Genomic DNA, 22,728 nt, shown 5'->3' on the forward strand with positions numbered 1-22,728 from the left:
AGGGAAAAAGCGTCTATCCCTGCCCTGCGCTCAGGCCCAGGCGCTCGCGGATTTGCTCCAGCGTATCAGTCCCTGCATGGCTTATGACCCCTTTAAGAGTGGCTTCATCGGCAGCCTTGAGCGCCTGAATAAACTCCCCACTTAGCGCCCCAAAGCGTCCCTCCAGGCCGCCACGAAGCGTCTCTATCCTCTCATCAGCTTTTGCCTCTTTGACCAGAATAGGATACAAAGGCGACTCTTTCATGAGACGTGCGCGGCGGATACCCACGCGCTTGCGGCGTGGGAGGAAGCCGCGCCCTCCTTCCGCTTGGCTTGTAACCTCTAGTATTCTACAATACTAGAGATGGAAACAACGATTACCGCCAAACTGAAATTGACGCTGACCAGCGAGCAGTTTCACGCGCTCCGGCAGACGCAACTCGCCTACCGGGACGTGCTGAATCTCGTGAGCAAGCATGCCTTTGCGCACGGCAAGACGAGCAACAGCCGCCGCCTGCATCATGATTTGTACGACCGGGTACGCGGCGAATACCGCCTGCCCTCGCAAATGGCATGCAGTGTGTTCCGGCAGGTGGGAGCCACGTACAAAGCGCTCTGGAGGAAGTGGCGCAAGGATCAGGAAGCCTTGAAGGCGGGCTATACCAAGAAACGCTTCAAAGGGCTGGATGACGCGCCGAAGTACGTCTCGCCTACGCTCACCTACGTCTATGGGCATGACTATTCGTTCAGGACCGGGCAGGAGGTGAGCATCCTCACGCTCACCGGGCGTGTCCGCGTCCCCTACCAGGGCTGGAACCGACATGTTACCTTGCTTGGGCATGGAGCCATCATCGGCGGGGCGAAGCTCTGGTATGATCGCGCCCGGAAGCGCTTCTATCTGCTGGTCAGCTTGACTATCCAGACCCCTGACCCGCTGCCCACCCAAGCGCGCCAGATCATCGGCGTGGACGTGGGGCAACGGTATCTTGCCACCGTTGCCACGCTTGGGAAAGGGGTACAATTTTTCTCTGGCAAGGCCGTCCGCGCCAGAGCAGACCACTATGCACGGCTGCAAAAACGCCTCCAACGCAAAGGCACTCGCAGCGCCACGCGGCGACGCATCGCCATTGGCGCACGAGAGAGACGGTTGAAGTTGGAGACCAATCACACCATCAGCAAGCACATGCTGGACTCCCATCCACACAGTGTGATCGGCCTGGAAGACCTGACGGGCATTCGAGACAGAACCAAACGCACACACGGGAAGAAGGCCAGCCGGAAGCAACGCAGAGCGAACCAACACGCGAGCCGCTGGGCCTTTGCCGAGTTGCACGACCTGCTGATCTATAAGGCCCACCTGGCAGGCTCCCTCTGCATCAAGGTGGATGCCGACTACACCAGTCAGGCGTGTCCGCGTTGCGGCCATACGAGCAAAGGCAATCGCCCGAAGAAGGGGCTGCTCTTTTGTTGCGAAGTCTGCCATTACACCCTCCATGCTGATCTGGTGGGGGCCAGAAACATTAGCTTGCGAACGCTCTGTATCCGGCAAGCCTGGATACAGACGGGGCAGGTGTCAACTGCCCCTGATGGAACGGACGTTGAAGCCAAAGCCGCGCGCCTTACGAGGTACGCGGAATTGCGGTGGAGTCCGGTTCCAAGCTCCCTGCCTTTAGGCGGGAGTATTTGACAAAGTCCATGTTGCCCATATCGTATCTACTGTTCTTATGCTGAAAGACCGCCTGCGGCCAGAAACTGCGCGGTTTCGGCCAGCCTCGTTGAGTAACCCAACTCGTTGTCATACCAGGCGGCAACCGACACCATCGTGCCATCCAGCACATCAACAAGGGGCAGGTCTATCAACGAAGAATGCAAATCGCCCACCACCCGACACGAAGCATATTCCTCCTCCAGCACACCCATGATGCCTTTGAGCGGGGCGCTGGCTGCCGCCCTGCGGAACGCATCGCACACTTCCTCTTTTGAGGTACTGCGCTCCACAAGAACATTCAACTCCACAATGCTGCCGGTACGTACCGGCACCCGGTAGGCTTTTCCCGTAATCGCCAGGTCCGGCCAGATGAAGCGCAGCGCCCTGGCCGCCCCGGAAGCAGAAGGAATGATGTTTTCAGCCGCCGCCCACGAATCGCGGCGGTCCCGCATCGGCTGATCGGTGAGCGACTGTGTATTGGTGTAGGCATGGACGGTAGAAAAGAAGCCGGTTTTAATGCCGAACGTCTCCAGCAGCACCTTCACCACCGGAGCCAGCGCATTCGTCGTGCAGCTTGCCATACTGATAATGTGCTGTTCTTTCGGGTTGTAGGCATCCAGATTGATCCCTGGCAGCAGCACCGCGTCACAGTCCTGCAACGTCTTGCTGGGCGCGCTGACCAGCACCTTTTTTGCGCCGCGATCCAGATGCTCCTGCGCAGCCGCCCTGGTCGTTGCCCTGCCGGTAGCGTCAACCACCACCTCCACCCCTAGCGCCCGCCAATCTGGCAGAGCGTGCGTCGAATCAATAAACTGCATCTCGCGGGTACCAATGGCGAGCGTGCTGCCTTCAGTCCTGACGGCTTCAGGCCAGCGCCCATAATTGGTATCCACCGCAAACAGGACCGCAAGCGTCGGCAAGTCCTTAATATCGGAGAGCGAAACCGGCGTAAAGCGATTGCCGCTCAGCGCCGCCTTCAAGGTGGACCGTCCGATTCTGCCAAAACCGTGAATAGCGATAGTCCCCATCGTAGCCTCTTTCTGTAAATGCTCTTAGAGCGCCTCACACACCCTCCGCACGAGCAGGGGCAGGGTTGTAGCGCCGTCCTTCCAGGCGGCAGGGGTGGGGCCAACCGTCGGTTGTGTGAGGCATTCCTAGCCCTGCGCTGGTTCAGATACCACTGCTGGCGAAAGCGCCAGATCGCGCTGAAGCCTCGCCATTTCATTTTGGAAGCTGGTTTCCAGCGCGCGTTTCTCCTCTGGCGGCAGGAAACTCTGGCGCGCTCCATTGAGCAAGATAGTGTTGACAGCGGCAAGATCAAAGCCGAACGGGTCGGCCAGCAGTGCCACCTCTTGATTCAGCGTCGTATTAAAAAGCGGCGGGTCGTCGGAATTGACCGTGAGAGGCACGCCAGCGCCATACAGGCGCGGTAGAGGATGCGCGGCCAGACTGGGATAGACGCCCAGGCGCAGATTGCTCGTTGGGCAGACCTCCACAGGAACGCCCTGCTCGGCCAGATACTCCACCAGCGCCTCGTCCTCAATCGAGCGCACGCCATGCCCCACGCGCTCAGCCCCCAGCGCCCGCACAGCGCCCCAGACACCCTCCGGGCCAACCGTCTCGCCCGCGTGCGGCGCGCTGTGCAGCCCTGCCGCCCGCGCCTTGTCGAAGAAGGGGGCAAAACGCTCTGGCGGATAGCCAACCTCACCGCCGCCCAGGCCAAGCGCCACGACCCCATCGGCCATCCCCTCTATCGCCACCGCCGTCACATATTCGGCGAGCTGGCGGTTCCGCGCCTCATCTTCGATATTGCGCACAATATCAAAGACCCAGCGCATCTCCACGCCAAAATCGGCCCGCGCTCGCGTGCGCCCCCGTGTCAGCCCGCTGAAGAACGTATCGAAAGGAATGCTCAGCGCAGCGTAATGCGTGCTGGGCGAGAACGTCACTTCGGCGTAGCGCGCGTTCTGGCGAGCCATCCCCGCGCCAAACTCGTAGGCGATCAGTTCATAATCTTCTGCCGTTTTCAGGCAGCCCGTAATCTCAAAATAGACCTGGAGGAAATGATCGAAATCGCGGTAGCGAAACCACTGCTGAAGCTCTTCCACCGTCTGCGCGGGCAACTGCTTGCCGTTGCGCTGCGCCAGCGCCAGGAGCGTGGCGGGCTGAATCGAGCCTTCCAGATGCACATGCAGTTCCGCTTTTGGCGCGGCCCCCAGGTACGCCGCCAGGTTCTCAGGAATCCGCATAATCCTCCATCACCCACCCTCTTGCATGGGCGGGCGTGCTGTCAGAGCGCCTCTCTACTGCCTCTATTGTAGCTGCCAGCAGGCTTTTTGGGAAGAGTGAGATAATCCTGCCCATTGGTCCAGAAGCAAAACTGCCCAGATGGCTAGGGCCGCGCCAGAGCTACCTCTGCTAGAATGAATCATGGCTCAAGCTATCCCCGACGAACTCTTGCCCGTTTCTTTTGTCTATGTGTCTAAAGGAGGGAAGCGTGGAACAAACAGCAGCGCCTATGCGTGAAAAAGTATGCCTGGTCACAGGCAGTAACTCAGGAATAGGCAAAGAAACCGCGTTAGGATTGGCAAGGTTGGGCGCCACCGTCGTTATGGTCTGCCGTGACCAGAGCAAAGGCGCAGCGGCTCAGGCAGAGATCAAGACCCAAAGCGGCAACCCCTCGGTTGACCTGCTTATCGCCGATCTCTCGTCGCAGCAATCCATCCGCCAACTGGCGCGGGAGATAACAGAACGCTATCCGCAGGTACACGTCCTGGTGAATAACGCCGGAGTTTCCCCCAGCCAACGCGCTCTCACCAGTGATGGCATCGAAAAGACGTTCGCCGTGAATCATCTGGCCCCTTTTTTGCTCACCAACCTGCTGCTTGAGCGATTGAAGGCCAGCGCCCCGGCGCGCGTCGTAACGGTTGCCTCAAGCGGCCAGAGCGCCATAAACTTCGACGACCTGCAAGGCGAAAAACACTACAGCATGCTGGGGGCTTACGGCCAGTCCAAATTAGCCAATATCCTCTTCACCTACGAGCTTGCCAGACGGCTGGAGGGGACCGGCGTCACGGCAAATTGCCTGCATCCTGGCGTCGTCTCCACCAATCTTGCCCGCGAATTCAACCCGCTGTTCCGGGCAATGGCCCGACTCTTTTTCATCAGCCCGGCAAAAGGAGCGCAAACCTCCATCTATCTGGCCTCCTCGCCCGAAGTGGAGGGCGTAAGCGGCAAGTACTTCACCAAAAAGCGCGAGATACCATCATCCAAAGAATCGCATGACACGGCCAGCGCCCGGCGGCTCTGGCAGATCAGCGAGCAGCTTACCCAGCTTGTACCCGCTTAAACCTCTTGCACCACATTGCTATCTTTTCTATAGTGGGATAATACAATGGTCTCTCCTGGGTTAGATAGCAGTAAGGAGTTTTTCACTTGCGACTTGGTTTACAGGTTCCCAATTTCACCTATCCAGATGGGCAGAGCCATCTGGGCGACGCCTTCGGCCTCATCGCCGAGCGCGCCGAACGCGCAGGCGTCTATAGCCTGTGGGTAATGGACCATTTCTTCCAGATTCGCAACGTCGGGCCAGCCGAGCATGAAATGTTGGAAGGCTGGAGCGCCCTCGCCTTCGCCGCCGGGCGCACCAACCGCATCAAGCTGGGTACGATGGTCACAGGCATCACCTACCGCCATCCGGGCATCCTCGTCAAGACCGCGACTACCCTCGATGTCCTCTCGCACGGGCGCGCCTATTTCGGCATCGGCGCGGCCTGGAACGAGCAAGAGCATAAGGGACTGGGCGTCCCCTTCCCACCCCTGAAAGAACGCTTTGAGCGCCTGGAAGAGACGCTTCAGATCGCCTTGCAGATGTGGTCGGGAGACGAAAAACCCTACGAGGGCAAACACTACCACCTGGAGCGCCCCCTCAACTCGCCGCAGTCGGCGCAGCGCCCCCACCCGCCCATTCTGATCGGCGGCGGCGGCGAAGAGAAGACGCTGCGCATGGTCGCCCAGTATGCCGACGCCTGCAACCTCTTCGCCCGCATGGGCAAAGACGTGGTGCAGCACAAGTTGGAAGTCCTGCAAGCGCACTGCGAACGGCTGGGCCGTCCCTACGAGCAGATCGAAAAGACCACCCTCGACACCCTGCGGCTTTCGCGCGACGGCAGCAACGGCGCGCTGACTCCCGCAGCAGCGATTGACCGCTTCGGTGAACTGGCGGCAATGGGCATTGATCACGCCCTGGTCAATTCACCCACCGTCCACGAACTGGAGTTTTTCGATCTCCTGGCCGAGATCGTCCCGGAAGTCGAGAAAATCCCGGTTGCCGGGCGCTAAGATGGGGAGGACGACCGCGCCGCGATCCATCAGCTTTGACCTGCCCAGGGCGGATCGCGGCGCGCTAGCCGAACTGCCCTGGCAAGCGCCGCTGGAGGGCTGGCCCGCGCTGGGCGTGCAGGCCATCTACGCGCGGCGCGGCGAATCGCGCCACACCGTCCTCTTTGTCGAGGCCGAAGGGCGGCGTTATGCCATCAAAGAAACTTCGCCAGAAGCGGCCCGCAAAGAGATCAACCAGCTTATCGAGATCAGGCAGCGCGGCATCTACGCCCTGGAGCCGGTGGGCGTCGTCGTAGCGCCTGGTCCACCCATTGCGGTTGGCAAAATCGCGGGCGTCACCCAATATCTGCCTGGCGACCTGGGCTACTGCGTCACCCGTCTGGCGCAGCGCGTCATCCCCCAGGCGCTGCTCTATCGCTATCCCTTCACCCGCCGCAATCGGGAGATGCTCTGGAACGCGATCATCGCCCTGCTGCTCAATCTGCACGAGCGCGGCATCTTCTGGGGCGACCCCTCGCTGGCAAACACCCTGATCGATCTCAGCCAGCATAAAGTGCGCGCCCTGCTGGCCGACGCCGAAACCGTCGAACTCTATTCTGGCCCGCTGGACGAACACCGCCGCCAGGAAGACCTGGCCGCCTTGCAAGAATCGCTGCTCTGGACCGGCGAAGATATTCGCCAGTCGCGGGACGCCTATGGGCCGCTGCTCATTACTCAGGAAGATACCGCGTATATCGCCCGGCACTATGCCGCGCTGCGCCAGGTGCGCCACGAGCCAGAAGCAGCAGCGCAAGCGGCGACGCCTGAAGACAGCGGGGCGGAAGCGGAGCATATCGCCCGCCCGCTCACGCCCGTTGAGCGCGTGGCCGGGCAGCTATACGAACTGGGCTATTCCATTCTTGATATAAGCTGGCGCGCCATTCTGGCAACCGGCGATACCCTGCGCTCGCGTGCGCTGGCCGCGCATGCCGAAACGGCGCGCCCCCGCTGGTATCAGCAGCGCATTCAAGACGCGCTGGGGGTGCATATCCCGCGCCCCTATGCCCGCCAGTTCTACCGGCATCTCGTGCGCCACCAATGGCTGATGAGCGAGCGCGCCAACCACGATATTCCGCTGGAAGAAGCCGCCCGCGATTGGTACGAACGCTATCACCTGCCAGCCATCACCTTGCTGCGCGCCTACTTCCCCTCTGAGTCCGATTCCCTGGAAGTCTACCTGGGCGTGCTGGACCGCAAGTGGGAACTCAGCCTGCGCGCCGGATTCGAGACCAACCTGGAAGAAGCCGCGCTTGACTACGCCCTGCGCCACGCCCGCTCAGCCGCTCTGCTGCATCGCGCCTTTACCGCCGTCGCCTCGCTGCTCCCCCAACGCAGCGAACTGCGCCGCCTGGTGCGCCCGGAAGATCAGCAGCAGAAGCCAGCGCCCCCAACAGCATAAGACCAAATCCTGCTGCATGCTTGCGGTTTCGACTTGTAGCGCCGCCTTCCAGGCGGCTCGTCGCTGGCCGCCTGGAAGGCGGCGCTACAGGTACAACGCTCCGCTTCAGGCGGATGTGGTATACTCTATCAAGATTGATATAGTCTCTTTTTGATATATATCTCCCCTGAAATAGAAAGGCAGGCGCCCCATCATTACCCCTGGCTCTGCTCCCCGCATTTCTCGACGCGCTTTCCTGGGCCTGGCTGGCGCAGCCCTGCTTGTCGGCTGCGGCGCTTCGCCCACGCCGACCACCGGACCCGCCACGCCAACCGCAGGCAAGATGCTGCTCCCTGCTGAGCGTATCGCGCCGGAAAATGCCGGGCGGCTGACCTTGCTGGGCGTGCTGGAAGCGAACACCAGTCCGGTACGTGGCCTCGCCTGGTCGCCGGATGGCAGCGCCCTGGCGCTGAGCGCCTACAAAGACGCCCAGATTTGGGATGCCAACACAGGCCAGCGCCTGGCAAAGCTGCAAGGACACACCAGCGAAGTTGATGGCATTGCCTGGTCGCCCGACGGCAGCATGCTGGCATCCGCCAGCCGCGACGCCACGGTGCGGCTTTGGGATGCCCGGCAGCGCACACCGCTCACAGTCTTGCAAGACCCGGCCACGCACACCATGATGATCAACGTGGCGTGGTCGCCCGACAGCCGCAGACTGGCATCCGGGGACGGCAACGGCCTCGTGCAGCTATGGGACGCCAGCACCGGCAAAAACCTGCTCTCCAGAAACGATCCGCCCCTCCACGGCGCGTCAACAAGGCTCCTGGCCTATGCCGTCTATGGCATTGGCTGGTCGCCAGACGGCCAGTACGTTGCCGCGAATCGCTACGATGGCCTGCTGCGTGTCTGGGAAGCCAGCACCGGCAAAATCATCGCCATCCGCCAGACGCTCATCGGACCAAATGGCCTGGCCTGGTCTCCTGATGGCCGCATACTCTCTGTGGGGACCGATACCGGCGCGATCCAGCTTTGGGATACCCGGACCTGGAACAATACGGCTACCCTTCAGGAACCTGGCGATTCCTTCGGATGGACCTACGCGGTCCCCTGGTCGCCGGATGGGCGCTTAATCGCTGCATCACGGCAAAACGCTCTGGCGCAGGTCTGGGACGCTGGCGCGGGTAAGAAACTGGTGGACCTGCGAGGACATTCCAACGTCCTCTGGGCAGCCGCGTGGTCGCCCGATGGGCTGCGGCTGGCCTCCGGCAGCGATGACGGGACGGCTCGGCTATGGGGCGTGCGCTAGAAGCCGCCCACAGTAATGTGAAGCCAGGCGACATGCCCGCCGTCAAAAATCCCGGTGCGGAGTCCCTGCGCTCGCAAACTCCTGGAGCAGGGGGTCAAGCGGTGTCCCGGTGGGCTGCGGCCAGAGCGGTGGCAGCCCTCTCTTGGCCCGCTGGATTTCCTGCACGAGCCGGTCAATTTCTGCTTTCGTGCGCACCAGCGCGTGTTCTGCGTCCGCGCTGCGCTGCAAGCGTTGAATCAGATTGTTCAGCGAGTACGCGATCTGCCAGAGGATATGCTCTTGCGCCAGCGGGGCGCGGGCCGAGAAATCGCCGTTAGCGACGCGGGCATGCGTCTGCCGAATAGCTTCGATGCCGTATTCCAACTGGCGGGTTTGCTCGGCAATGGCATGTTCCAGCCGGGCAACTTCTTCCGCCCGGTCTGCTCTTGCGATGGCATTATCAACCGAGCGCGCGCCCATCCAGCCAAAGAGGGCCGCGAAGAAAAGCAAAATAATATGTCGGTTGATCATGCCCCAATAACCGAACGTTTTTAATTGAATATCGATCCCATTGAAGCTGACGCCCTGGATGGTAATGACCTCATAGGGCTTGAGAAAAAAGGTTCCAATTACAAACGCAATCGCTATAGCCGCAAATACCCAGGGGGCGCGCCGATTCCCGATCACGGAGACCAGAACAATAGGGATAGCGAAGAGATCATAAAGAGGCAGGTCGGTCAGCCGCAAGTTTTCATCCTGAAGGATAACAGCGGCCATGAGCAGCATGAGCACACTTGGAACCAGATATGCAGCGGTGCGAGTACGCCCCGTTCGGTTCAGGATAGCGGCGACCAGGAGGAAGATACCTATCAGGCCAACTGCCTCGGCGGTCGTAGGATCGGCCAGGCTATTTGAGACCAGAGCAATCAGACAAGCAAAAGTAGCAAGAATACTGAAACTGGTCAGTTCCGCTTTGCGCAACCGTTCACGCTCTGAAATGGGTATGGAGTAGTTAGGCCACCGCGGAGCTGTCAGATTGAGCCACCAGCCCAATAATCCCTCACGCTGCACAATCCTCACACTGCTATTTGGGTCTTCATAGGGTGGCTCCCCCCCTCTCCGGTAAATCGCTGGCCGAAGGTTCGCTGATGAGGATGGCAAGCCCTCTCTATTGCCCGACAGATAACTCATGGATACCCCCTGTGCAGAAAAATAGATGAGGACTCCACTCTTATGTCCTCGGACTTGCTCTGCGAGCGCAAGCGAAGAAGAGTTGCATACTTGCCAGAAACTCTCCGCGTTGTGCGGCTATTTCTACAGCCTTTAACCAGGCATTAATTTCATCTTTCATCGCTGGCTCTTCTTCTGCAAGCGCGTGAGCCATCTGAGAGAGCAAGAGCGCCGCATCAACGGCGGGCCAGGACGTGAGGGCGAGGACTTCTACCTGCACCTTAACGTTTTCCCAAGCATCACTACCTTGCTGATGCAAAAGGCTGTAGAATTGGCGGCCAATCAGCGCATGTGCGCTTTCCCGCTGCTTATATGCCAGGATGGCATTCAGGGTATGGTCGTCATTTCCTCCAGCTGGGCTGCCGGGGAATAGGGCCACCATCTTCCAATCAGGCTCAACAAGTGTCAGGGTGCCTCCTGGGCGCAAGACACGCCACATCTCAGCCAGCGCGGGCGCTGGTTCGGGGATGTGCTGGAGCAGACGATCAGCGCGGACGCAATCAAAGGAACGATTGGGAAAGGGCATCTCCTGCGCCTCTGCTGCCACCACTCGCGAGTTGAACCGCCCCGAAATCGCCTCTTTGGCAGACCGGAGAAGTTCGTGATTATGATCTAAGCCGATTACCAGCCCATCCTCTCCTACCCGATCAGACAGGGCGGGCAGGTCCACTCCAATGCCACAGCCGACATCCAACACCTGCATCCCAGGCTCAATCTGGAGCAAATCGTAGCTTAAGGTTTTGTACCTTTGAATCGTAGCTCCCCCATGCTCAACGACCTGGCGGAGATAGTTGGCTTCAAATTCCGTTGAAGCTGCAAATGGCAGGAAACCTTGCCTGTCACCTGATGCTGCCTTCTGGTCTGTAGTCATCTCAGTTGCCTTTGCGATGGTTGAAGTAGATAACGTCGTTCCAAGAGGCCGGGAGGTCTTCTTACTAAATACCTTCATTGTTGTTTCCTGAGCATCTTGATGATTGCCCTCTGCCAGCCTTCTTTGGCTGTTCAGCAGATCAAGGTCCATATGTACCTGCCGGTTCGCCTGGCGCATAGCAGCCCTCAGTAATCCAGTAAGATCGGGTGTTTGATGCCGTTGTTCTAGCAAGGACAATCGTTTGGTAATGTCTTCGGCTAAGAAAGCTACAGTAATTTGATAGATAAGTGGCAGCGTATCTGGAGAAACGGACAATTCTTTCAGACGTAGTTCACGGATTTCATCTAAACCAACACCATGCTCTACCCATCCGACCACATCATTGCATGGGGCAAAACGATAGGGCGGCAGTAAGCCATGAATCTCAGCCCGCATCAAACTCATGGCAGGTCGGCGAGGAACCGCCATGAGCCTCTCGATTCCAAGGCGTTCACAAATCCGTATATAGGTAGCCGCAATAGTGTCGAGGATATCAAGTATCTCCCCCCATTCGAGACTAAACTGTAAAGCAAGACCTCTGATTACTGCAAATGTGCCTTTCTCCACAATTTGCTCAGATAAGGAACCAGGCTGAAACTGGACCATAGACTGTATGGTCCCTACTGGAGCCAGCTCCAAACCAGCCGTTGCGACAATGGAATCAGGCTGCTCCGAATCCCGACGACGTATCCCCAGATAAACGGTATCTTGCAAAGAAGGCTTCTGGGAGGATGAACGCTTTGCGCCTGGCATAGAAGCGCGGGCAAATCGTTCCGCTTGCAGCGCGCGCGCCTTATCATAGGCTGGTGAAGTTGGGGAGACAATGAATGCTTCCAGGGAGGGTACGACGCTGACAGGGGGCAGCGTAAACAAACCTGAGTCTGGTATGTTCAGTCTTTCAGATGGGGTTAGGGGGCGGCTTTTAGTGCGCCTTAGCAAATTCCCTGCCCGTTGTGGAAATGAGGCCATACAACCACCTTCACTACTAGAAATCCAATCATTGGATACATCAGGGAGCATAGCAGACAAACGCACAGCCTGTCAACCTCTGTGTCCATTTGGGGGATAAACAGCGCGCGCCATTCTCCACGCCACCCTTCCAGGCCAACGCCGCCTGTACCGCCGCCGTCCCTGGCGGCGCAACGCCGCGCCAGTGCGAACGCTCTCCCTGAAGTGCAGCGTTCCAGCAGGCCAGCGGGGGCCGCCAGAGACGGCGGCGGTACAGGCCCCTTCAGCCCCCCTGCCGCCTGGAAGGCGGCGCTACAGGCCCCTCCTGCCGCCTGGAAGGCGGCGCTACAAGTGGCGCCCCAGACCCGCCAGCCCAACGCGCAGCGACAGCCAGCCTGGAAGTCCCAAATGCGCCCTATTGGACACGAAAAGCTTGACGAGGCAGGCGATCTTCAGTATACTACGAGCAGACGCTGCAAAAAAGAGGCGCGATCTTCTGCTTGCCAGCGCCATAGTACCTTAACGTCCTTGACAAGGCTGGCGCGGCTGGTGATTTCACCACCAACCGCGTCATCACCCCAAACCCTGCCGTAACAGGAAAGTGGGGCTGAGGGCATTGTACTGTAGTACGACCTCAGCGGCCACCTTCTGGATGCCCGCCCGGCGTCCGCTGGCGAGGGGAGCGGCAGCAGCGTTGCTGAAGCATGTGCTTCATTGGCTGCCGCCTCCCACTCCCAGCGCCCCATCGGCGGCCTTCGCAGGGTGGCCGTTTTGTGTGTTGACACAGATAGGGGGTGGTCTGTGGCTTGCACACCTGGGAGGTCGCCCATGTCCTTTGACCCCTATGCCTTCGATTTGTCCGCCGCCAGACAGTCCGCGCCGCTCGCTGCCCTCTCGCTGGCAGACGAGTTTGTTGAAGTCCCGGAGGAAGCGCAGACCGCCCTCCATCGCGGCCTGACAGCCGCCATCGAGGGCGCGCTCGATCTGTGGGAGCGCACGCCTTCGGGCCATCACAGCGCGCCGCCCCCGTTCACGATCCAGCACGCGGGCAAACCGCGCTTCAATCCCGACCACCTGCGCCGCCAGACGCTCGAAGGCTGGCACCGTCTGATCGCCATCGAATTACGGCTGGCCGCGCAGGCGCTGGAAGCGGTGCGCTGCGCGCCCGAAAACGGCGTCTATCAAGACCTGCTGACCGAACAATGCACGCGCGCGGGCCAGTTGTACGCCGAACTCAAGCGCCGCGCCGGTTCGGTCTTCGCGCTGCTCATCTTCCAATGGGAGCTACGGCTGCTGCGCTATCGCGCCTCGTCGGTCATCAACGACCTGCTCTTTCCAGCGGCAGGCAGATAACCGGCGCGCTTGTATGCCAGTGATGCCTGGCGCTTACCAGGCGTCATTACGAATATTCCCAGGTGGGGAAGATGAAGTAAGCGCGGTTCGCTACCTGCTGCGGTCAGGAAGGAGCGCCACTGTGTCTCGTTCGTGGTCTCGTCTGCTGCTTTCGCTGCCGGGTTTCCTCTGCTGTGTTCTGCTGCTCGCCGCGTGCGATGCGGGCCGTTCCAGCACTCCACAACCGACGGCGACAGCCGGTGTCGCGGTGAACACCACGACGCCCTCAGCCGTTTCAGATGCTGGAAACATTGTTGCCATCTCGCCAATGCTCGCGGCGCGGGCCGATCACTCGGCAGTTTTGCTGCCCAACGGCACAGTCCTCATTGCCGGAGGCTGCACCAACGTGAACGGCTGCGAAGGCGGCAGCCTGAGCGCCACGACAGAAATCTATGACCCGAAGACGGGCACGTTTCGACATGGCCCTTCCATGACCGTCAGTCGGGCTGGCGATCAGTCGGCCACCCTCTTGCCCAATGGCCTGGTCTTGATCGCCGGGGGATGGGGCGCGCGGCCTCTTGCCAGCGCCGAACTCTACAACCCTGCGACAGAAACCTTCACTCCCACCGGCTCCATGCACGTCCCGCGCGCGGGCCATACGGCAACCCTGCTGCTCACCGGCAAGGTGCTCATCACGGGTGGCGATGATGGGAGCGCCCGCCAGGCCAGCGCCGAACTCTACGACCCGCAAACCGGCGTGTTCAGCCTCACCGGCACTATGACTTCCCCACGCCTGGGGCATATGGCGGCCCGCCTGTCAGATGGGCGGGTACTGATTACCGGCGGAGACAGCGCCAGAGGGGCGGTTCTGAGCAGCGCCGAAATCTATACTCCCGCAACCGGCGCGTTCACCCGAACCGGCAATATGACGGTGGTGCGCTACAAGCATGCCGCAGTCACTCTCCCGAATGGGCAAGTCCTGATTATTGGCGGCGCAGACAGGCGCGATGGGTATGGAGCCTATGCCAGCGCGGAGCTTTACGATCCAGAGTCGGGAACTTTTACGGCGACTGGCAGCATGAGCGCCAGCCGCTACAAGATTGGCGCGGCGGTGGCGCTGCTGAAAAACGGCGAAGTCCTCGTTGCCGGTGGGGGCGACTTCGTGGAAGTGTATGACCCGCAGGCGGGCGCTTTCAAGGGTGTCGCGGGGCATATAGGCACTGCCCGGTTGTTTGCAACCGTCGCCCCCTTACCTGATGGGACGGCGCTCGTTACCGGCGGTTACGACAACAGCATCACCCTCACAGCGGGCGCGTGGGTGTATCATCCCGGCCCCTGACGCGAGGGCAGCGGGTCACTTGTAGCGCCGCCTCCCTTCGGGAAGGGCCGCTTGCCTCGGCTGTTGCCCCGTCCTCTCGCTCCCGTTGGTCGCTCGCGCGTCCCTCTTGGCGGCTGGACGCTGGCCTGCTGGTCCGCTGGCCTGGAGGGCGAACGCTCGCCCTGGCGCAGCGGTGGCCGCCTGGAAGGCGGCGCTACAAGTGGACTTCCCGCCCAATAGGCGCGCGAGGGTGAGCGTTCGCCCTGGCGGCGAACGGTGGGGTCTGGAAGGCGGCGCTGCACGTGGATTGTTTCACGTGAAACATTATAGTTCGATTGCTGTCACCGCCTCCTCAGCAGCAGGAGCAGCGGCGTGGCTCTGGCGGCCAGCGCGCGCAAAGAGCAGCGCCGCAGGGGCCAGGACAGCGCCCGCCCCCACCAGGGCCGCCCGCAGCGACCCAAACGTGGCAATCGCCCCCAGCGCCGGGCCGCCCGCGATCTGGCCCAGCGCGTCGGTCTGGCTGCTGATTGACAGCACCGTCGCCCGCACCTCCGGGGCGATACTTTGCGTCTGCCAGGCGCGGAGGACCGGCCCACCCAGGGCGCGGAACACACTGGCGATCCAGAGCGCGGCCAGCGCCAGGAAGAAGTTGCCGGTCAGGGCAAAGATGATCATACTCGCGCTTCGCAGCCCGTTGAAGGCAACCAGCACGCCTGCCACCAGCCTGTGTCGGTTCATGTCCAGTCGCCGCTGGATAAGCTCCGTCCCGCCGATGCTGAGCAGCGCGGAACCGGCGCTGATGATACCAAACCAGACAACAGGCGAGAAGTGGCCGAGCGTTGGAAAGCTGAAATTGTCTACCAGATGCGCCACCCACAGGCGATCAAAGCCCTCGCTGGACGCGCCAAAGAGCAGCGCGATGCCCAGGAAGGTCAGCAGGATGGGGCGGCGGCGAATCAACCGCGCGCCGCTCTTTGTTGTTGCGGCCAGCGCCTGCCAGGAATTGCGGGTGCGCGAGGCGAAGCCGAGCGCGCGCGCCTCGCGGGGCGGCGGCTTAAAGCCCTGTTCCGGCATGAAAGCGATCAGAAACAGGCCCAGGACCAGATACAGCCCGCCGCCCACCAGAATGGGCAGGTTCAGCGTGGCGCTGCCCAGCGCCACGCTGACAGGAATGCCGATCAGAGCGGCGGCCTGGCCGATCTGTTCGGCGCGCAGGAAGGCTTTGCCCACCTGCTCTTCGCCGATCTCATCGGCAATCCAGGCGCTGTCGGCGCCATCGGTAAAGGTCGCGCCAAGGCCCCAGATGACCTGCGCCAGCAGAATCGTCTCAAAGCGCGGGATCGCGCCCTCCAGCAGAAAGCCCGCGCCGATCAGAAAGACGCCGATAATCACCGCCAGACGGCGGCTGTAGACATCGGCAATCACGCCGGTGGGTATCTGTGTGAGAAACGCGCTGGTCTCCAGCACTGTCCCCACCAGCACCAGTTGCAGGGGATTCAGGCGCGCTACCTGCAACTGATAGACCAGATTGAGGGTAGCTATTATCCTGAAGAAGAAGGCGGAAGCGCCGCCCAGGATCAGGTAGGTTGGGTAAGCGCCTAGCTTCTTACTCTGTGCAAACAAACAGGTTACTCCTTATTATATGAGCGCCCCGGTCAGGTAGCGCGTCCACAGATCAATCGCCAGCGCCTCGGCGTCGGCCTCGACGCCAGCGCGGGCAAAGTAGCGGCAGACCCGCGCGATGTCGCGGGCCAGCAGCGTAAAGACATCATCCGGGTTGTAGCGGGGGTCCACCGCCTGGGCAAAATCAATGATCGTGGCCGCGCCCGCGGCTCGCGCACCCGCGCCTGCGGCGGCGGGCGCTTGCCTCGGCTGGGCCTCGGCATTCTCGCCTGCGGTTCGCGCACCCGCGCCTGCGGCTCGCGCACCCGCGCCCTGCCAGTAGAGGATGTTGTACTCCGAGAGGTCGCCATGCACGCGGTCACACGCCAGGAACAGCTCGATATTACGCAGGATGGCGTCGAAGAGCGGCTGCGCCTCCTCCGGCGGCAGGTCCACTTCACGCAAGAGCGGCGCGGCCTCCGCTTCATCGCCGATGTAGTCCATCAGCACCGCGTTGCCGATTTGCGCCAGCGGGCAGGGTACATCGGCTCCCGCCTCGTAGAGCAGGCGCTGCGTCTTAAACTCATGCTCGATCCAGTTCGTGACCTGCGCGGCGCGCCCGCGCTCGGTCTTTTTGGTCGCCTTCCGCCGACGGCGGCTGTCTGCCACGACCCGCCCGCCCACGTCACGTATGACGCGGCTTTCCCGATAGACGGCATCGTGTTTCAGGCTGCGAAACATGCGCGGGCGATAGACTTTCGCCGCCAGCAGTTCCCTGCCGGTCGCAGGATCAGCGACGCAGCAGTAGACCGTCGCCTCTTTGCCACTTTTGATGACGCGCAGCACGTCGGTAATCAGGTCTTGCTCGTAGAACTGAGCCAGCGATGAGAGTACCCAGGGTTTGTCGCGCTGACCGGCAAGAAACGTCGGGGAGAACTCCGGCTTGCCGCCGCCCTCCAGGGATTGCTCCTGAAGCCATCGCTGAACGTCGGCGCTGCTCTCGTAGCTGGTCTTCATAGTTGGTTTCTGGTCCATAACCATCCTTCGCATCTTTGGAGGTTAGATAATTTCGGAGCAGGGTTGAGAGTGAGAAGCTCCCCCTGGGGACCAGCGGCGTCTGCACGCCGAGCGTGAGGATGGCAACGCAGGATGAGTTACGAAGCGGAGGACACTTGTGGAAGGGGCCGGAAAGAACGGGCACAAAAAACGACCACCAAGCGCCTGAGCGCGCCTGTGGCCGCAGCATCTGCCGGACGAGTGGAGGACCAGTGTCAGCGCGCCTGGCGTCTGCCGATGGGCGCGGGCACTGCTTTAAGCCAAACTCTGAGGGCTGGTGAGCGTTATTTAGGCGGGGTTACAAGGCGCACTCTCTCCTATGTTGGTCACACCGCTGGTGCGGGGAGCAGTAGCCAAGAACGCTGTCATGTGCGCCTCCTTGAAATGAATGGAAAGTCATTGGAAAACTATCGAACGGGACTCTGGGACGCTGGCAGGATTGTAGCATGGGCAGGCGGGAGGTGTCAAGGGGCTGACAGGAACCTCTGGCATGATTTATCATACGATTAGACCATTGTTTGATTGTATGATAGAAAAAGAGAGGGGGCAAGACGATGACAGAACCATCCCCGCGCGCGCCCAGGCCCGGTGATCACCCCACGCGGGACGAGTACCGCGAACAGGCGCGCCATCGAGCGCGTTACAGCCAATACAGCGGAAGCCATAACTGGCAAGCTTCCGATAAGGCAGCCCTGAATATGGGTGGGCCGCCCGAATACACTCAGCAGGCAGCCAGCTTGATGCTCTTTGGCCGCGCTGTCAGTGACCTCATGCGCGTGCGTATCCTGGCCTTGCTTGTTGAGGAGGAGCGCCCGATGTATGGGCAAGAACTGGCCGAACACTTGAGTGTGACGCCGCAGACGATCTCTCACCACCTGCATATCCTGAAGAATGGGGGGCTTATCCGCGAAGAGCGCGAAAACGCCTATCGGTATTACTCGCTTGATACTGAGAACATTCAGCATCTGCGGGAAACGCTGTTTGCCGATAACCATTTTTCGCTGCCAACCAGACAAGAAGGGCGCGAGCGCGTCCTGGGCGTCTTCTTTCAGGATGGGCGGCTGGTGAGCATTCCGAAACACCGTACGCAGCGGCGCGTCGTGCTAGAGGAACTGGCCCACTCATTCGAGTGGGGGCGTTTGTATGATGAGCGCGAGGTCAACGGCATCCTCAAGCAATTCTATGAAGATGCCGCGAGCCTGCGCCGCGCCATGATCGAAGAGCAGATCATGCTGCGTGAAGATGGGCGCTACTGGCTGGTCCGTCCACAGGCAGGACCATTGAACAGCGGGGGTTGACAAAGCCTCTTACCCGCTGGAGAGCAGGCCACGCACAGCCCAGGCGCGGGCGATCAGAGGTATCGAACCATCCGGGGCAACTGGCAGACCGGCGCGGATGCGCTCCCGCAGGGCAGCGCGGCGCGGCTCGCTCAACGAGAGCAGGTATCCAGGCGCTGGCCCCTGGCCGCCCAGGAACGGCGACCAGTAATCATCAAAGTTGCGGAAGACGGTGGGGACATCAATCGCGCGCGTCTCCACCTGGCGTAAGCCAGCGAGGCGAAAGAGGGCAGCAAGCGGCTCAGGCTGGCAGATGGGGAAACGACGCCCCTCGTCTAGCTCCAGGGCTGACGGGTCCAGCATCGCGGCTGCATCCCAGAAATGGCGCATCAACTGCATCTGTCCGGCGTAATCCCAGACATAGGCCGCCACCATGCCGCCTGGGCGCGTCACGCGCACCATCTCTGCCAGAGCCTGGTCTGGCTGTGGCACAAAATTAAGGACCAGCCCCGAAATCACGACATCATAGCGGCCAGCCTCGGCTGGCAAGGAGCGGGCATCACCCACCTCGAAGCTGATCCGCCCATCCAGCGCCTGCTGGCGGGCAAACGCAATATAGCCCTCTGAAGGATCGATCCCCATGACCGCGCTGGGGGCAGCGTAGTCGAGAATAGTCTTGCTGAGCGCGCCGGTACCGCAGCCAACATCCAGCCAGCGTTTCCCTGGAGGGACGGCCAACCAGCTTAAGAACTCACGGGCTACCAGGCGGCTCCAGCGGCCCACATAGGGTTCGTAGGCCGCGCCGCTGGCCCACACATCCTTCCGGCCAGCAGATGATTGGTCTTCCATCGGTTTATCTCCTCAGACAGCGCCAAACGCGATTGAGAGCGGGAGAGCAGGGTTGCGCCATGTACCCCGTCTATGGTATTATTTGCCACAAGGTTACTGCTGCCTTACCCGATAGCAGGAAAGGCTTTACTCACATGAGCGATTCACGCTTCCACGCCTGGCTCACCAGGCAATCAAATAAAAACGGCTAGACCGCTGCTTACGTTCACCGCGTCAGTGTAAGCAGCGGGACAGACGCGCTCCCTTCGGCTCGGCATCCTTGCCATCCCCAGCCGCGAGCCTTGCATGTCCTCCCGCATTCTTCTCAGCACATATCCCAGGGGGTCATGCTATGCCTATGCCACATCGCACTCAGATGCAGCTCATCAAACGCCGCCTCGTCGGCAAAGAGGGGTCCGAGCGGGCGCGCGAACTGCGCTCCATTCTGAACGATCTGCCCAACTATCGTAACGGTCCTTATGCCGATATTCGCAAATGGGTTCTGGGCCAGATTGACGAGACACATATCCGCTCCCACGCGATGCAGCGCGACAGCATCGCTGTGCGTCGCGAAGGGGCTGCGCAGGTGGCCCTGGTCGGCGCGCCCAACGCCGGAAAGTCATCGCTGCTGCACACGCTCTCGCAGGTTCAGATCAAGATTGGCGATTACGCCTTTACCACCCTGCGCCCGGTCCCGGCGCTAACGCGCATCGGCGGCGTCCTGGTCCAACTGGTCGAAATCCCCGGCTTGATCGAGGGAGCCGCCCAGGATCGCGGCGGGGGTCGCGCTCTGCTGGGGGTGCTGCGCGGGGCTGACGCCATTGTCTTTTGCCAGGACAGCGCCGCGCCGCCGGATGAACTACTGACGGTGCGCGCCGAGTTGGCGGCGGCGGGAATCGATCTGCCCGCGCTGGTGGCGGCCACCAAGACGGACGAAGCCCCGGAGGGCGCGCTTGAGGCGCTGCAAGCCGCCGTACCCGATCTGCCGATAGTGGGTGTCTCGATCATTGACGACGCCAGCCTGGAGCGTCTCAAAGAGGCGATCTGGAAGCTCACCGGCCTGATGCGCGTCTACCTGCGCCACAACGGAGCAGTGGACGAGGAGCCGCTGGCGCTGGAGCCAGGCGCGACAGTGGCCGATGTGGCCGATGAGATTCATCACGAGCTGGGCATGGCGTTTCGCTGCGCCCGCCTGTGGGGGCCATCGGCGCGCTTCGACGGCCAGCAGGTGGGGCGCGACCATCCGGTTCAGGATGGAGATATGGTTGAAATCGTCCTGTGAGAAAAGGGCGTAGACACGCTCAAGGAGCAAGAGATGCTGGACTATATGAACGCCAACCGCGATCTCTGGAACGAACTCACTCCCATCCACGCGCGCTCCGCGTTTTATGATGTGGAAGGCTTCAAGCGCGGCAGAATCACCCTCATGAGCATCGAGCGCGAGGAGCTAGGGGACGTGGCGGGGAAAACGCTGCTGCACCTGCAATGCCATTTCGGCATGGATACGCTCTCCTGGGCGCGGCTGGGAGCCAGTGTCACGGGGGTTGATTTTTCGGAGGAAGCGATTGCCCTGGCGCAATCGCTCAGCCAGGAACTGGGGATCGCGGCGCGCTTTCTTCACACGAATCTCTATGATCTGCCAGACGTGCTTGCAGAACAGTTCGATATTGTGTTTACGTCGTATGGCGCGCTCTGCTGGCTGCCGGACCTGGAAGCGTGGGGACACCTGATTGGCCGCTATCTCAAGCCAGGGGGTACGTTCTATATCGTCGAGGGCCATCCGTTTATGATGCCTTTCGACGACGGCAAAGCATCCGACGACTATCGCGTCAGTTTGCCCTACTTCCAGGGGCCGGAGCCGCTGAAGTTCGAGGGCGACGGCGACTACGCCGATCCCAGCGCCAGAGTGACACACCCGGCCTATGAATGGAATCACAGCCTGGGTACGATCATCAGCGCGCTGGCCGGGGCCGGGCTGCGCATCGAGTTCCTGCACGAGTTTCCCGTTTGCGCCTGGAAGGCGTTCCCATTTCTGGAGGAAAGCGCCGATGGCTGGTGGCGGGTCAGAGATGGGATGATTCCCATTCCCATGACCTTTTCCATCAAAGCGACCAGGGCATAAACGCTTAGAATGCCTCACACAACCGACGGGTGGCCCCACCCCTGCCGCCTGGAAGGACGGCGCTACACCCCCGCCCCTGCTCGTGCGGAGGTTTTGTGAGGCGCTCTTAGCTGCCGCGCCTCCTGAGCAGATAGGCGCGAAAGGCGGTGAGGGACGCCAGCAGACGCGCGCCGCCCAGAAAGATGCGGTAGGCCAGGGGCGCGTAGACGTAATCAAACGCGCCAATATATTGGATTACCTTGCCACCCCAGCCACGCTTGAACTGCGTGACGCCTGCCAGGGGGTCGCCGGGATCATCGCTGTTGGCGATCCCCCACAGGTCGTAGAGCGTGGCCCCCTGCGCTTTGGCCCAGCGCATGGCCTCCCACTGGAGCAGGTGATTGGGCATCAATTGGCGGTTCTGGTCGCTGGACGCCCCATAGAGGTAGATGCCCTGCCTGCCGACCCGCGAGACAAAGATACCAGCCAGTAACGTTCCCGCATGCTCTGCCAGGAACAACTCTGCCTGATTGCCTGCTTTGAGTGACTTCCAGGCACGCTGATAGTATGAGAGGGTCCGACTGGCAAAGCGATCACGCGCGCGCGTGATTTCCACGAGGTCGTACCAGTGTTGCAGATCATCCAGGCTCTGAGCCTGGCGCACCGTGATGCCCTTGCGCGCGGCCAGGTTGGTGTTATAGCGCCATTTCGCCTTCTGCCGCGAGGCAATGGTCTGTTCATCAGCCGCCAGGTCAACGGCAATGGTGCGAAGCTGCTGAATGTGGTCGGGCGTGCGGCGAAAGCCCAGGTTGTTGAGCCGCCGGGCAACCTCCTGGCCCTGAGCCGCGCTGTAGAGGCCGCCAAAGCGGGCCGCCGGATCAGCAGGCGTCTGGGAGGGGGAAGCAGGGTCGGCTTCCCCGTTTTCACCGATCTTTTCTGGCAGATCAGGCTCCACGCGCAGCACAGCGACGCGGCGGGTGCGCAGATAGGCATGGAGGCCGGCCAGGAAGAGTTCGCAGCAGGCGGCGTCGGACCAATCGAGGGCAGGCCCTTTGGGGATATAGGCAAACAGCGAGCCGGTCAGGGGAATAGGGCGCAGCAGCGCCTGCGCCCCGGCCAGCAGGCGGCCAGAATCAGCATCCCAGAGGGCGATGCGCAGCGGCTCCCAGCCAAGCGTGCGCTTGAGTTCTCCCCAGGCCCAACACTGGAGCAGGTGGCCGTTGGGAGTATCGGCCACAAAAGCGTCCCACATCTCCTGATCGTTCTGGCCCAGGACCGTCATCTGGGAGCCATCAAGAAAGCGATGAACGATGCTCCCTGGCGCAACGCGGGCGATTGGTTGAACCATAGGATTCCCCCTGGCGAGGTGGTGCTATAATGGGCAAAGCGCCCG

General features: G+C 61.2%; 20 protein-coding genes. 10 read left to right on the forward strand and 10 right to left on the reverse strand.

Translation table 11 applies throughout. From position 1 onward, the window contains the following. Window positions 1-13 precede the first annotated feature (13 nt). Window positions 14-229: a hypothetical protein gene (locus tag VH599_00855; GenBank protein ID HEY7346835.1), complete on the reverse strand. Its 216-nt coding sequence runs from the start codon at window positions 227-229 to the stop codon at window positions 14-16. Between the two features lie 114 nt (window positions 230-343). On the opposite strand from VH599_00855, the gene VH599_00860 reads away from it, so the two are divergent. Then, window positions 344-1,666 carry a transposase gene (locus tag VH599_00860; GenBank protein HEY7346836.1) on the forward strand — a complete coding sequence of 441 codons (1,323 nt, stop codon included), beginning with the start codon at window positions 344-346 and terminating at the stop codon, window positions 1,664-1,666. 35 nt (window positions 1,667-1,701) lie between these two features. Here VH599_00860 and VH599_00865 read toward each other — a convergent pair whose 3' ends face one another. Together VH599_00865 and add are read right to left on the reverse strand one after the other, a co-directional pair. Next, window positions 1,702-2,715, reverse strand: coding sequence for a glyceraldehyde 3-phosphate dehydrogenase NAD-binding domain-containing protein (locus tag VH599_00865; protein HEY7346837.1), 1,014 nt, complete (start codon window positions 2,713-2,715; stop codon window positions 1,702-1,704). 126 nt (window positions 2,716-2,841) lie between these two features. Then, complete coding sequence (gene add / locus VH599_00870) at window positions 2,842-3,936, reverse strand: adenosine deaminase (GenBank protein ID HEY7346838.1); 1,095 nt, start codon at window positions 3,934-3,936, stop codon at window positions 2,842-2,844. Between the two features lie 248 nt (window positions 3,937-4,184). On the opposite strand from add, the gene VH599_00875 reads away from it, so the two are divergent. From VH599_00875 to VH599_00890, 4 genes are all read left to right on the forward strand, one after another. After that, window positions 4,185-5,036, forward strand: a complete 852-nt coding sequence (locus VH599_00875; GenBank protein ID HEY7346839.1) for an SDR family oxidoreductase — start codon at window positions 4,185-4,187, stop codon at window positions 5,034-5,036. Between the two features lie 86 nt (window positions 5,037-5,122). Continuing rightward, entirely contained in the window at window positions 5,123-6,028 is a 906-nt protein-coding gene (locus VH599_00880) for an LLM class F420-dependent oxidoreductase (GenBank protein ID HEY7346840.1), read from the forward strand. A gap of 1 nt (window position 6,029) precedes the next feature. Then, window positions 6,030-7,466: a DUF4032 domain-containing protein gene (locus VH599_00885; protein ID HEY7346841.1), complete on the forward strand. Its 1,437-nt coding sequence runs from the start codon at window positions 6,030-6,032 to the stop codon at window positions 7,464-7,466. A 322-nt stretch (window positions 7,467-7,788) separates the two neighbouring features. After that, window positions 7,789-8,754: a WD40 repeat domain-containing protein gene (locus tag VH599_00890; protein HEY7346842.1), complete on the forward strand. Its 966-nt coding sequence runs from the start codon at window positions 7,789-7,791 to the stop codon at window positions 8,752-8,754. Window positions 8,755-8,796: 42 nt separating this feature from the next. On the opposite strand, the gene VH599_00895 is transcribed toward VH599_00890, so the two are convergent. Continuing rightward, on the reverse strand, window positions 8,797-9,714 hold the full coding sequence (locus VH599_00895) for a hypothetical protein (GenBank protein ID HEY7346843.1): 918 nt from the start codon (window positions 9,712-9,714) through the stop codon (window positions 8,797-8,799). A 250-nt stretch (window positions 9,715-9,964) separates the two neighbouring features. After that, window positions 9,965-11,587, reverse strand: a complete 1,623-nt coding sequence (locus tag VH599_00900) for a methyltransferase domain-containing protein (protein HEY7346844.1) — start codon at window positions 11,585-11,587, stop codon at window positions 9,965-9,967. 1,062 nt (window positions 11,588-12,649) lie between these two features. On the opposite strand from VH599_00900, the gene VH599_00905 reads away from it, so the two are divergent. Together VH599_00905 and VH599_00910 are read left to right on the forward strand one after the other, a co-directional pair. Next, window positions 12,650-13,174 (forward strand): hypothetical protein, encoded by a 525-nt coding sequence (locus VH599_00905; GenBank protein HEY7346845.1) that lies wholly within the window; start codon window positions 12,650-12,652, stop codon window positions 13,172-13,174. Between the two features lie 121 nt (window positions 13,175-13,295). Then, window positions 13,296-14,492, forward strand: coding sequence for a kelch repeat-containing protein (locus VH599_00910; GenBank protein HEY7346846.1), 1,197 nt, complete (start codon window positions 13,296-13,298; stop codon window positions 14,490-14,492). On the opposite strand, the gene VH599_00915 is transcribed toward VH599_00910, so the two are convergent. Genes VH599_00915 through VH599_00925 form a run of 3 tightly spaced genes read right to left on the reverse strand, consistent with a single transcriptional unit; the run spans window position 14,477 to window position 17,108 of the window. After that, window positions 14,477-14,773 (reverse strand): hypothetical protein, encoded by a 297-nt coding sequence (locus tag VH599_00915; protein HEY7346847.1) that lies wholly within the window; start codon window positions 14,771-14,773, stop codon window positions 14,477-14,479. The genes VH599_00910 and VH599_00915 overlap by 16 nt on opposite strands. A 22-nt stretch (window positions 14,774-14,795) precedes the next feature. Beyond that, entirely contained in the window at window positions 14,796-16,094 is a 1,299-nt protein-coding gene (locus tag VH599_00920) for an MFS transporter (protein ID HEY7346848.1), read from the reverse strand. 15 nt (window positions 16,095-16,109) lie between these two features. Further along, window positions 16,110-17,108 (reverse strand): RIO1 family regulatory kinase/ATPase, encoded by a 999-nt coding sequence (locus VH599_00925; protein HEY7346849.1) that lies wholly within the window; start codon window positions 17,106-17,108, stop codon window positions 16,110-16,112. A 575-nt stretch (window positions 17,109-17,683) separates the two neighbouring features. On the opposite strand from VH599_00925, the gene VH599_00930 reads away from it, so the two are divergent. Then, window positions 17,684-18,427, forward strand: coding sequence for a metalloregulator ArsR/SmtB family transcription factor (locus VH599_00930; protein ID HEY7346850.1), 744 nt, complete (start codon window positions 17,684-17,686; stop codon window positions 18,425-18,427). 9 nt (window positions 18,428-18,436) lie between these two features. Here the strand turns inward: VH599_00930 and VH599_00935 are convergent, their stop codons facing one another. Next, window positions 18,437-19,255, reverse strand: coding sequence for a methyltransferase domain-containing protein (locus tag VH599_00935; protein ID HEY7346851.1), 819 nt, complete (start codon window positions 19,253-19,255; stop codon window positions 18,437-18,439). Window positions 19,256-19,586: 331 nt separating this feature from the next. Here VH599_00935 and VH599_00940 point away from each other — a divergent pair, with 331 nt between their 5' ends. Then, on the forward strand, window positions 19,587-20,516 hold the full coding sequence (locus tag VH599_00940; protein ID HEY7346852.1) for a GTPase: 930 nt from the start codon (window positions 19,587-19,589) through the stop codon (window positions 20,514-20,516). 33 nt (window positions 20,517-20,549) lie between these two features. Further along, window positions 20,550-21,356 (forward strand): class I SAM-dependent methyltransferase, encoded by an 807-nt coding sequence (locus tag VH599_00945; GenBank protein HEY7346853.1) that lies wholly within the window; start codon window positions 20,550-20,552, stop codon window positions 21,354-21,356. Between the two features lie 106 nt (window positions 21,357-21,462). Here the strand turns inward: VH599_00945 and VH599_00950 are convergent, their stop codons facing one another. Then, window positions 21,463-22,683 carry a peptidoglycan bridge formation glycyltransferase FemA/FemB family protein gene (locus VH599_00950; protein ID HEY7346854.1) on the reverse strand — a complete coding sequence of 407 codons (1,221 nt, stop codon included), beginning with the start codon at window positions 22,681-22,683 and terminating at the stop codon, window positions 21,463-21,465. Window positions 22,684-22,728: the final 45 nt, after the last annotated feature.

The organism is Ktedonobacterales bacterium, assembly GCA_036557285.1.
In the GTDB taxonomy this organism is placed as follows: Bacteria; Chloroflexota; Ktedonobacteria; order Ktedonobacterales; family DATBGS01; genus DATBHW01.